This is a genomic window from Flagellimonas yonaguniensis (assembly GCF_029193885.1).
GTDB lineage: Bacteria > Bacteroidota > Bacteroidia > Flavobacteriales > Flavobacteriaceae > Flagellimonas > Flagellimonas yonaguniensis.
In genome coordinates, this window is record NZ_JARFVB010000003.1 from 70019 (window position 1) to 82668 (window position 12650).

10 protein-coding genes are annotated in these 12650 nt (G+C 42.7%); all 10 read left to right on the top strand.

Annotation, left to right across the window (positions count from 1 at the left end; genetic code table 11):
- The first annotated feature begins 5 nt into the window (after nucleotides 1-5).
- The 10 genes from PY092_RS06620 (at nucleotide 6) to PY092_RS06665 (ending at nucleotide 12641) form a co-directional block, all read left to right on the top strand.
- On the top strand, nucleotides 6-2210 hold the full coding sequence (locus PY092_RS06620) for a RelA/SpoT family protein (RefSeq protein WP_275615064.1): 2205 nt from the start codon (nucleotides 6-8) through the stop codon (nucleotides 2208-2210).
- Between the two features lie 41 nt (nucleotides 2211-2251).
- Nucleotides 2252-2707: a Fur family transcriptional regulator gene (locus tag PY092_RS06625; RefSeq protein WP_127139321.1), complete on the top strand. Its 456-nt coding sequence runs from the start codon at nucleotides 2252-2254 to the stop codon at nucleotides 2705-2707.
- 12 nt (nucleotides 2708-2719) lie between these two features.
- The gene (locus PY092_RS06630; protein WP_275615065.1) at nucleotides 2720-3988 is read left to right on the top strand and encodes an adenylosuccinate synthase; all 1269 of its coding nucleotides are present in this window, start codon (nucleotides 2720-2722) and stop codon (nucleotides 3986-3988) included.
- 98 nt (nucleotides 3989-4086) lie between these two features.
- Nucleotides 4087-6201 carry a glycoside hydrolase family 97 protein gene (locus PY092_RS06635; RefSeq protein ID WP_275615066.1) on the top strand — a complete coding sequence of 705 codons (2115 nt, stop codon included), beginning with the start codon at nucleotides 4087-4089 and terminating at the stop codon, nucleotides 6199-6201.
- An 82-nt stretch (nucleotides 6202-6283) separates the two neighbouring features.
- On the top strand, nucleotides 6284-6763 hold the full coding sequence (locus tag PY092_RS06640; protein WP_275615067.1) for a Dps family protein: 480 nt from the start codon (nucleotides 6284-6286) through the stop codon (nucleotides 6761-6763).
- Between the two features lie 5 nt (nucleotides 6764-6768).
- Complete coding sequence (locus PY092_RS06645; protein WP_275615068.1) at nucleotides 6769-7209, top strand: DinB family protein; 441 nt, start codon at nucleotides 6769-6771, stop codon at nucleotides 7207-7209.
- A gap of 93 nt (nucleotides 7210-7302) precedes the next feature.
- Nucleotides 7303-9021, top strand: a complete 1719-nt coding sequence (locus PY092_RS06650) for an OstA-like protein (RefSeq protein WP_275615069.1) — start codon at nucleotides 7303-7305, stop codon at nucleotides 9019-9021.
- The gene (locus PY092_RS06655) at nucleotides 9021-10217 is read left to right on the top strand and encodes an aspartate aminotransferase family protein (RefSeq protein ID WP_275615070.1); all 1197 of its coding nucleotides are present in this window, start codon (nucleotides 9021-9023) and stop codon (nucleotides 10215-10217) included. Before PY092_RS06650 ends, PY092_RS06655 begins: the two co-directional genes overlap by 1 nt.
- Nucleotides 10218-10303: 86 nt before the next feature.
- Entirely contained in the window at nucleotides 10304-11704 is a 1401-nt protein-coding gene (locus PY092_RS06660) for a tetratricopeptide repeat protein (RefSeq protein ID WP_275615071.1), read from the top strand.
- A 19-nt stretch (nucleotides 11705-11723) separates the two neighbouring features.
- Nucleotides 11724-12641 (top strand): polyprenyl-phosphate transporter, encoded by a 918-nt coding sequence (locus PY092_RS06665; RefSeq protein ID WP_275615072.1) that lies wholly within the window; start codon nucleotides 11724-11726, stop codon nucleotides 12639-12641.
- The last annotated feature ends 9 nt before the right edge of the window (nucleotides 12642-12650 follow it).

The following is a 12650-nucleotide window of genomic DNA, read 5'->3' on the forward strand; positions in this document are numbered from 1 at the left end:
ATACTATGACAGAGGCTGCTATTGAAAAAGAGAACAAGGAGATTGCGAAGCAGTACAAAGAATTACTTCGCATAAGCTACCAAACGCTGACGGATGAGGACAAAAAGTTGATCCGTTCCGCCTTTGATGTGGCCGTTGATGCCCACAAGGACCAGCGAAGAAAATCAGGGGAAGCTTATATTTTTCATCCGATTGCCGTAGCCAAAATCGTTGCTTCGGAAATTGGACTGGATGCTGTTTCCATTGCCTCTGCCCTACTCCACGATGTGGTTGAGGATACGCCCTACACCCTAGATGATATTGAGCGCATGTTTGGCGAGACCGTGGCCCGAATTGTGGATGGACTTACCAAAATAGCCCATCTTAAGAAGGATAAGGACATTAGCCAACAAGCGGAGAACTTCCGTAAAATGCTATTGACCCTTCATGATGATGTTCGGGTGATCATTATCAAAATAGCCGACCGTTACCACAATATGCTCACCATGGATTCCATGCCAGAGCACAAACAGGTAAAAATTGCATCGGAAACTTTGTACATCTATGCCCCACTCGCACACAGAATCGGGTTGTACAACATCAAAACACATCTAGAAGATCTTTCCCTAAAATATACGGAGCCAGAGGTGTACCATGACATTTCGGCCAAAATAGAGGATACCGAAGAAGAAAGCGCTGCCTACATTGAGGATTTTGCAAATGTCATCCGAACTTCTTTGGACAAGGAAGGACTCAATTACTATATCAAGGGCCGTATGAAGTCCATCTTCTCCATCCGTAGGAAGATGAAGGCACAAAACGTGACTTTTGATGAAGTGTATGACAAGTTTGCCATACGCATCATATACAAATCCGATAGAAAAAACGAGAAGTTTCTTGCTTGGAAGATATACTCCATTGTAACAGATCACTTTACCCCGAATCCCATTCGTCTACGCGACTGGATCACCTCCCCTAAATCCACAGGTTATGAGGCACTCCACATAACCGTTATGGGCCCAAAGGGAAAATGGGTGGAAGTACAGATCAGAAGTGAACGAATGCACGAAATTGCAGAAAAAGGCTATGCAGCCCACTTTAAATACAAGCACGGGGCACAGAAAGAACAGGGAATAGAAGAGTGGTTGAACAAATTACAGGAGGCCTTGGAAAGTGCCAATGGCAATGCCGTTGATTTTGTCGAGGAGTTCAAACTGAACCTCTATTCCAAAGAAATATTTGTTTTCACACCAAAAGGAGATTTGAAATCGATGCCCAAAGGTGCTACGGCACTGGACTTCGCTTTCAATATTCACACAGAAATCGGGATGAAGACCCGAGGTGCCAAAGTCAATGGAAAATTGGTTCCCCTTGGCACCAAGCTTCGCAGCGGGGACCAAGTTGAAATCATAACATCGGAGAGTGCGAAACCTACCCAAAGTTGGCTGGATTACGCCCAAACGGCTCGAGCACGGTCCAAAATCAAATCATCTCTGAGCGAGGAGAAAAAAGAAGTTGCAGCGGAAGGGAAGGAAATTTTGCGCCGTAAACTGAAAGCACAAAAAATCAACCTGAACGAGGACACTGTGAACAAGTTGGTGACCTTCTTCAAACTGAAGACAAGTTTGGATCTCTTTTACCGCGTGGGTATTGGGGTCATTGACAACGATAAACTAAAAGACTTCTCTTCGTCCTATCACAATGCGTTCATCAATTTCTTTAAGAACAGAATCCGTAAGACCCCTACTCCAAAAGACGTTGATAAAAACGAAATAACCACCAAATACGACCTGCTCGTTTTTGGAAAGGAGGAAGAAAGGCTCAACTATAAACTATCACAATGCTGTAATCCAATTCCCGGGGATGAAGTTTTTGGTTTTGTGAGTGTTAACGATGGTATCAAAGTACACAAAAAAAACTGTCCGAATGCTATTTCGTTGCAATCCAATTATGCCTACCGGATCATTAGTGCAAAATGGATAGATTCCTCCCAGGAAGAATTCTCCGTGGATATCAAAATCACGGGAATTGACAATATGGGACTGGTAAAGGACATTACCAAGATCATCTCGGAAAACATGCATGTGAACATGCGCAACCTTAACTTTAGTGCGGATGGCGGTACCTTCAAAGGAAAAATTACGCTAGTGGTAAAAAACAACAATATCCTTAAACGTTTGATGAACAGTTTAAAGCAAGTGGAAGGTATAGATAAAGTAACCAGAATTTAATTTTTAACTGTACCTTTGTGCATTAGCATAGGTAGAAAGCCATGGGAAACAATAAAAATCAGGAAATTGTAAAAAACGTGTTCACTTCGTTCTTAGAAGAGAAAGGACACCGCAAAACCCCTGAACGCTACGCCATTTTACAGGAAATTTATGATAGTGACGACCATTTTGATGTGGAATCCCTCTATATTAAAATGAAAACCAAAAACTACAGGGTAAGCCGGGCTACGCTCTACAATACCATTGAACTATTGTTGGAGAGCAAGTTGGTACGCAAGCATCAGTTTGGCAAAAACCAGGCCCAGTACGAGAAGTCGTATTTCGACCGTCAGCACGATCACGTCATCTTAACGGATACTGGCGAAGTAGTGGAATTTTGTGACCCTCGCATCCAATCCATCAAAAAAACAATTGAAGAGGTTTTTGACATCAAGATCAACAATCACTCACTATATTTCTACGGAACTCGAAACAAAGAAGAAAACCTAACCGAATAACCCGAACATTACATGGTAGATTTATTGCTTGGACTCCAATGGGGAGACGAAGGAAAAGGAAAAATTGTTGATGTACTGACCAAGGAATACGATATTATCGCCAGATTTCAAGGAGGTCCCAACGCTGGGCACACCTTGGAGTTTGATGGCATAAAACACGTTTTGCACACTATCCCATCCGGAATATTCCACGAAAACGCCATTAATGTTGTGGGCAATGGGGTTGTGATAGATCCCGTGATCTTCAAGAAAGAATTGGATAATCTTGAAAAGTTCAATATTGACATAGAATCTAAACTTTTCATCTCAAGAAAGGCCCACCTCATTCTACCAACGCACCGTTTATTGGATGCCGCATCCGAGGCTTCCAAAGGAAAGGCCAAAATCGGCTCCACCCTAAAGGGTATCGGGCCGACTTACATGGACAAAACCGGCCGTAACGGTATGAGGGTTGGGGATTTGGAGTTTGAGGATTGGAAAACAAAATACCGCGCCTTGGCCGATAAACATGAGGCCATGATCGATTTTTACGATGTGGATATCCAGTATAATCTGGATGAATTGGAGGCCGAGTTCTATGAAGGCGTGGAAACGCTAAAAAAGTTGACCTTCATTGATAGTGAGGAATACATTTTTAAGGCACAGGCAGAAGGAAAGAAAATCTTGGCAGAAGGTGCACAAGGCTCACTTTTGGACATTGATTTTGGAACCTATCCGTTTGTCACATCGTCCAATACCACAGCTGCTGGAGCCTGTACTGGACTTGGAGTAGCACCAAATAAGATTGAAAGTGTTTTGGGTATTTTCAAGGCATACACCACGCGTGTGGGCAGTGGACCCTTCCCTACCGAACTTTTTGATGAGGATGGTGCTAAAATGGCAAAAATAGGTAACGAATTTGGAGCCACCACAGGAAGACCACGCCGTTGCGGCTGGTTAGATTTAGTTGCCCTAAAATATGCTGTTCAAATCAATGGGGTTACCGAACTTATGATGATGAAGGCTGATGTTTTGAGCGGTTTTGACACCATTAAAGTTTGTACAGCCTACAAGTACAAAGGCGAAGAGATTCAGCATTTACCCTACAACATCGAGGAAGAATACGTGACACCCGTCTATACCGAGATGAAAGGATGGTCCCAAGACCTTACAAAATTGTCCAAGGCAGAGGATATACCTGAAACCCTGAACGAATATATCGCGTTCTTGGAAGAGCAGTTGAACGTACCCATAAAAATAGTATCCGTAGGCCCCGATAGGTTACAAACTATTCACAGATAAGCTTCGGTTTTTTGTTCATTTTTCTGTAATTTAAAGGTCCAATTGTCCAATCTTGGACAATACTTTACTGCATTTATAATTGACTAAATATCAATACAATGAACAAAACACTGACCCTGCTATTTCTAATAGCAAGCTTAATTTCCTGTACAAAACAAACAACAAAACTTACGGTCTCGTCCCCCAATGGAATCAATTCCATTGATTTCCACCTTTCGACGGATGGTTCACCTTACTATTTTGTGAATCATAACGACAAAATTGTTATCGATTCCTCTTCCATGAGCTTTGATTTCAAAGATCAAGAATCCTTGAACGGAAATCTCAGCATTGTCAATTCAATAACAAATACGGTCAATGAAGCATGGGAAATGCCCTGGGGCGAACAAAAGGAAGTCTTGAACCACTACAACGAACTCAAAGTGGAACTCGAAGAGACCAAAGCCCCCAACCGCAAGTTCAATATCTATTTCAGGGCTTATGACGATGGCATTGGCTTTCGTTACGAGTTTTTGCCGCAGCAAGGGATAGACAGTATCATTATCATGGATGAGAATACAGAGTTTCAATTGACCGAGGATCATACTACATGGTGGATTCCCGGTGACTGGGATATTTATGAACATTTGTACAACACCACCAAGGTTTCTGAAATCGATGCCATTTCCAAAAGAAACAATGCCGACCTTGCCCAGACCTATATTCCCGAAAATGCCGTGAACACCCCAGTGACCATGCGAGGCGAAGATGGGCTGCACCTCAGCTTTCATGAAGCCAATCTTACCGATTATGCTGGAATGACCTTGAAAGTCGACAACGAATCCTTGCTTTTGACCAGTGAATTGGTGGGTTCCGATATAACGGGTTACAAGGTAAAAAGGAAACTACCCTTTAAAACCCCTTGGCGAAGCATCCAAATTGCCGACCAGGCAAGTGATCTTATCGAATCAAAATTGATTGTAAACCTCAACGAGCCCAACAAACTGGGAGATGTTAACTGGTTCGAACCCAAAAAATATGTAGGCATCTGGTGGGAAATGCATGTCGGCAAATCAACATGGGACTATGCAGGCTCCCAGGACATGAACACTTTCACCAACGATTTAAAACCTACGGGCAAGCATGGCGCCACTACGGAAAACACCAAGCGCTATATTGACTTTGCCGCGAAAAACAACATTACGGGAGTTTTGGTGGAAGGCTGGAATACGGGATGGGAACATTGGATAGGTTTTGAAGACCGCGAAGGGGTATTCGATTTTGTGACCCCTTACCCCGATTACGATTTAGAAGAATTGAATCGATACGCCAAGGAAAAAGGTGTGGAAATTATAATGCACCACGAAACCTCAGCGGCACCACGAACCTATGAGCAACAATTGGATACAGCCTACCAACTGATGAATCAATTGGGCATCCACTCTGTCAAAACAGGTTATGTGGGGAAAATCATCCCAAAAGGTGAGTACCACCATGGTCAATGGATGGTAAATCATTACAGAAAAGTTTTGGAGACTGGTGCCAAGTACAATGTGGCCATCAACGCCCACGAACCCATAAAAGCAACGGGGATCAGAAGAACCTATCCAAATGCCATTGCACGCGAAGGGCTTCGTGGACAGGAATTCAATGCTTGGTCGGCTGATGGTGGAAACCCTCCCGAGCATTTGCCCATTGTGGCCTTTACCAGAATGTTGGCCGGACCAATAGATTTTACGCCAGGAGTTTTTGACATCGAAATCCCCTCCAAGGAAAACAACCGAGTAAGCACAACACTGGCTCAGCAACTGGCATTATACGTTGTTATTTACAGTCCTGTTCAAATGGCTTGCGACCTACCCGAAAATTACGAGGGGCAGCCTGCATTACAATTTATCAGGGATGTCGGTGTGGACTGGGATGAAACCCATGTATTGAACGGAGAGGTGGGCGACTACGTTACCATAGCACGGAAAGAAAGAGAAACAGGCAATTGGTTTGTTGGCGGCATCACCGATGAAAATTCAAGAGAGGTCACGATTGATTTTGATTTTCTGGATGAGGGTATTGCTTATGAAACTATTATTTACAAAGATGCAGCGGATGCCCATTACAAAAACAACCCTACTGACATCAACATTGAGGAAATCGATATCAGCAAAGGCTCATCTCTGACCATTCGAATGGCTGAAGGTGGTGGATTCGCCATCAGTTTGATGAAGAAAAATGATTGATTCATCACTGGTGTATGTGACTTATATCACTTTAGACATGACACATTTCCTTTATCTTTGAATCAAATAAAAACAGGCTGATATGACAAATAAATTGAATCAAATAGGACTCGATAAACAAGCGTCTAGCGACCTATCCGACAAACTGAACGGGCTTTTGGCCAACTATCAAATATTTTACATGAACGCCCGTGGATTCCACTGGAACATTAAAGGCGAAAAGTTTTTTGAACTACATGCTAAATTTGAAGATCTCTACAACGACTCACTGGAAAAAGTCGATGAAATCGCTGAACGAATTCTGACCTTGGGTTTTACCCCATTACATAACTATGCCGATTATTCGAATTTATCAAAGATAAAAGCTGCAAAAAATGTATCCAGTGGAAAAGAAGCTGTACAGGCAATCCTGGATGGGTACGAAGTTTTATTGCCTCTTGAAAGGGAACTCTTGGATTTGGCCGGTGATTCCAATGACGAAGGTACTGGGGCATTGATGAGCGATTACATCCGAGAGCAGGAAAAATTGGTTTGGATGTACTCTGCTTTTTTAAATAAATAATCTACATGACGAAGGAAATTCTTCATGATTTACTTGCACAAAACAGAAAAACGTGCGATTTCACTTTCAACGAGATCACCCAAGAAAACAGCACCCTGAAATTAAATGATGATACCGCATCCGTAGGGTTCATATATCATCATATTGGGGAAATCATGCACCTGCTCGCCCAATTTTTTGGCGTTCCCACCGAGGTTAAAAATACCACGATGGGTAAAAAAGATACTGGCAAAGTGTATGACCTAAAAGAAAGCCAAAAATTGGTGGACGATGGATACAAAAAACTGAGTGACCTCGTTGAAAGTCTATCCGAGAAAGAATGGATGGAAACCTTGGACACCCCATTTTTCGGTTCCATTTCCAGAACCAAGTTATTTGGACATATACTTTATCACAACACCTACCATTGTGGGCAAATCACGCTTACCCTAAAACGCGGAAAGTAAAAAACGGGCACAATCACTTGAAAGAGAAATCCCAAAGCTTTCTAAACGATGTATGCCACTTCCGTTAAAAATCCTACTTTTGGGCAAAATTTCATGAATTTGAAAAGCATTTCATTTTTCATTGTATTCCTTATCGCTTTTAGCGTATTTGCCCAGGAAGATGCACCCCAGCAGGATAAGCAAGTAAACGGAAGGCAAATCAACATTGTCTACGGTGCCAACTTTACCAAGGATGAAGCCCAGTTTCCCGGTGCATCCATTTTTAGCAAGGACGATGAGCGACAGGTACAGTTTGAACACCAAGGAGCTGACCTTTGGTGCGATATCGCTATTTTTTATGCCGAGGAAAACCGTTTAAAAGCCATTGGAAACATTCGTTTGCAGCAAGGGGATTCCATTGAGATGAACAGTGGTAAAATGGATTATGATGGAAATACCAGACTGGCCAAAGCATGGGAAAAGGTAGACCTGACCAATGGACAGATGACACTGACCACTGATACTCTTTATTTTGACAGGGAAAAGCAGCAGGCCTTCTACAATTCGGGCGGGAAAGTGGTAGACTCTGCCAATGTGCTTACCAGCAAAGTGGGTACCTATTTCATGACACCAAAAAAGTACCAGTTTCAGCGTAATGTACATATAGACAACCCTGATTACATTATAGATTCGGAACAGTTGGACTACTACACCACCTCAAAAAATGCCTACATGTACGGGCCTTCCACCATTACGGGCGAGGAATACAAAATCTATTGTGAGCGAGGTTTTTACAATACCACCATCGAGCAGGGATATGGCATCAAGAATACCCGAATCGATTACGATAACAAGATTATTGAAGGGGATAGTCTTTATTTTGACAAGGCCACGGAGTTTGCATCGGCAACGAACAATATCCAGATTACGGACACCATCAACAATGGTGTGATCAGAGCACACTATGCAGAGGTGCACAAGGCCAAAGATTCAGTTTTTGCCACCAAAAGGGCAGTTTCCATCAGCCTGGTGCAAAAAGATTCTCTTTATATGCACGGAGACACCTTGATGGTAACTGGAAAAGAAGAAGAGCGGATTTTAAGGGCTTTCAGAAATGCCAAGTTCTACAAAACGGATTTGAGCGGCAAATGCGATTCCATTCATTTTGAAGAAAAAACAGGTATTACCCAATTGATTACCGATCCCATTTTGTGGAACGTGGACAATCAGATCACGGGCGATAGCATTCATTTGATTTCCGATATGGAAACCGATAAGCTGGATTCCCTCAAAGTGATAGAGAATGCCTTTATCATTTCCTTGGACACCATCAGCGGCACAGGATACAATCAAGCCAAGGGGAAGAACCTCTTTGGCAAGTTCATTGAAAATGAATTGAAAATCATTGATTTGGTCCAGAACACCGAGGTCATCTACTATGTGTACAACGATGATGAAGAGCTAATCGGGATAGATAAGACCATTTGCAGTAAGATTCGTCTACTCATGGCCGATAACGATATTGAGGACATCACATTTTACGTAAAGCCAGACGGGGATATTTTTCCCGAAACCGACCTGCCCGTGGAGAGCAGAAAATTAAAAGGCTTTGTTTGGCGAGGTGATGAACGGATTATGTCCAAAGAAGAAATATTTGACGAAGACGACAATAACATTGAACTGGCAAAAATTCGGGGCATAGACAACCCTATTGATATTGATGCAGAGGAAAATGAGCGGCAGAACAACCAGAACGATCCCATAAACGCACCCAATACCAAGGCGGTAAAACCCAAAAAGCCTGTTCTTAAAAAGAAAGCGCAAACCCCATAATGTCCAAAAACGATTTTTTCACATACCAAGCCCAAACTTCCCCGCACCCATTGGCCTTGGAAGTTTCCCGCGCCAAAGGGAGTTACATCTATGATCAAGATGGCAATGCCCATTTGGATTTTGTGGCGGGAGTATCGGCCTGTAGTTTAGGACATTGCCACCCCAAAGTAGTGGATGCCATCAAAACACAGGTAGACGAATATATGCATGTCATGGTCTATGGTGAATACGTGCAAAAACCAGCAGTTGAATTCTCTAAACTACTGGCCTCGCACCTTCCCAGCAACTTGAACACCACTTATCTGGTCAATTCAGGAACAGAAGCCATGGAAGGTGCCATAAAATTGGCACGTAGGCACACAAGTCGTTCACAAGTGATCGCTGCAAAAAATGCCTATCACGGCAACACCATGGGCAGTTTGAGCCTTATGGGACTGGAAGAACGCAAAAGTGCGTTCCGACCTTTGATTCCCGATGTTCGTTCGATCCAGTTCAATGCTGAGGAAGAAATCGAAAACATTACCAAGAAAACCGCAGCCGTTGTATTGGAAACCATTCAAGGTGGTGCTGGATTCATTGTACCGGAAAACGGTTACTTGGAAAAAGTACGAAAGCGCTGCGATGAAGTAGGTGCCTTGCTAATATTGGACGAAATACAGCCCGGCTTTGGGCGTACAGGCAAATTGTTCGCTTTTGAACACTTTAACTGTCCCCCGGACATCTTGGTCATTGGAAAAGGCATGGCTTCAGGTTTACCCGTGGGGGCATTTGTGGCATCGCACGAACTCATGGCCGATTTAAAGGAGAATCCCAAATTTGGCCATATCACCACCTTTGGTGGAAATCCAGTAATTGCTGCAGCAAGTTTGGCCACCCTAAGGGAAATTACCGAAACAGACCTTATTCCACAAACCTTGGAAAAGGAAAAGTTGTTCCGAGAATTATTACGACATCCATTGATAAAAGAGATACGGGGCAAAGGATTAATGCTCGCACCGATTATGGAGAGCAAGAAAGTAACCGATTATTTGATCCTCGAAGCAGCAAAAAAGGGATTGATACTTTTCTGGCTTTTATTTGAGCCAAAAGCAGTGAGAATATCGCCCCCATTGACCATTTCCATGAAAGAAATCGAGAAAGGTTGCGACCAAATTCTCAGTATTTTGAACAGCTACAAATCCGGTACTGTTAACTAATTTGTTGATAACATCCCCCTAAAATGGACTTGAAGAGCACCTCAAAGGGTTAATTTTAAGTCCATAGTTCAACCAAAAACGTTCCTATGGCGTTAGAATCTAACGAATATCCTGACAAATCCATAAACAAGTTTGAGTCCATGCTCAAGACGGATGACGTCTATTTCTTTGATGCGGAGGACTTTGAGGAAATCATTCACCACTACCTGAACAACGGTAAAATATCCCTGGGCAAAAAAGCCATTCAAATTGGTTTGGAACAGCACCCCAATTCCATGGAGCTTAAACTATTGCAGGTGGAAGTATTGGCGTTTGAAGACAAATTTGAAGCTGCTGAAACGCTTCTGGATGAAATTCAGACCATAAACGCAGCCAATGAGGAAGTATTCATCCAACGGGCCAATATCCGATCCAAGCAGGACAAACACCAAGAGGCAGTAAACCTATTGCTGGAAGCATTGGACATTACCGATCACTCCTTCGACATCCACTCCCTTTTGGGAATGGAGTATCTTTTTATGGATGACTACGAGCAGGCCAAACTCAGCTTCATGCGTTGCGTGGAAATTGATGACAGGGACTACTCATCGCTCTACAACGTTGTGTACTGCTTTGAGTTTTTGGAAGATTTTGACGGAAGCATTTATTACTTGAACGATTATTTGGACCGAAATCCCTATTGCGAAGTAGCATGGCACCAATTGGGAAAAATGTATCTGGCCAAAAGCCTTTATTTGGAAGCATTGACCGCTTTTGATTTTGCCGTTATATCGGATGATTCCTTTATCGGAGCCTATTTTGAAAAAGGAAAGGTGTTGGAGAAATTGGGCAGATACAACGAAGCCATCGAAAATTATGAATCCACCATATCCATCGAAGACCCTACATCCTATGCGTTTCTACGACTTGGCAAGTGCCATGAAAAACTGGGGAATTTTGATATGGCAAAATACTATTACTACCATACCGTTCATGAAGATCCCTTGTTGGACAAGGGTTGGTTGGCCATTACCGATTTCCATTTTGGACAAAAAAACTATGAAAAAGCCCTGTATTACATCAACAAGGCCATAAATATTGATGGAGAAAACCCAAAATACTGGAAAAAAGCCGCTAAGATTTATTTCGTTATGAACAATCATGATGAAGCGGACTTTGCCTATAAGCAAACCGTGGATCTGGGCAATTACGAATTGGGCACTTGGAAGAATTGGGCAGAAGTGCTCAACAAGATCGGCGATTACAACTCCGCCATTCAAGTTTTGATCCAAGGATTGGAATTTTATCCCGATAATTCGGAACTGACCTATAAATTGGCAGGCATTCATTTAAAAAATAATGACTTGGATGAAGCAAAAAGCATCTTATCCAAGGCCATGAAATTGGATATTGGTAAATTGCAGCAGTTTGAAAAAGAATTCCCTGAATTCATTGAAGTAGATTGGGTGAAAGCGCTGGTTTCAAAAATCAGGAAGACAGCCAAGTAGCCAACACATTATCCAAAACATGCAAGCACGTCGTATACTGGACTACGTATTCATTACTCTAAAGGGTATGGCCATGGGGGCGGCCGATGTGGTACCGGGAGTATCTGGAGGAACCATTGCCTTTATCTCTGGCATATATGAAGAACTCATTACCTCCATCAACAATATAGACCTTTCCCTCATCAAAATTTTGAGAACAGATGGCATTAAAGCTGTTTGGGACAAAGTAAACGGCAACTTTTTGACGGCACTTTTCCTTGGAATCTTTATCAGTGTGCTCTCGCTGGCAAAATTTTTAAGCTGGTTATTGGAGAACGAACCCATTTTGCTTTGGTCCTTTTTCTTTGGATTGGTATTGGCCAGCATCTTTTTTGTAGGAAAAGAGATTACCAGATGGGGCTTGGGAACCGTTGTGGTTTTAGTTTTTGGTGCCGCTTTGGCATTTTTCATCACTCAACTGCCAGCAAGTGATAACACAGATAGCCTACCCTATTTGTTTCTGTCTGGTGCGTTAGCCGTTTGCGCCATGATTCTTCCGGGGATTTCTGGGGCTTTCATCCTTGTACTGTTGGGCTCCTACAAGACTATTTTGGATGCCGTTCACGAAAAGGACATCAAAATCATTTTAACCGTGGGTGTAGGTGCCATTTTCGGGCTTTTGAGCTTTGCTCGACTGCTCAAATGGATGTTCAACCACTACAAGAACATCACTTTGGCCCTTTTAACAGGGTTCATCCTTGGCTCCTTGAACAAAATCTGGCCTTGGAAAAAAGTATTGGAAACCAAGACCTTTGGCGAAAAAACCGTGGTTGTTGATGATATGAACGTACTTCCCGGTGCTTTTGAGGGCGATAGTAAATTAATGCTTGCCATAGTATTAGCCATCCTAGGTTTTTCACTTATTTTTATCCTGGAAAGAGTAGCTTCCAAAAAATAAGTAAAACCA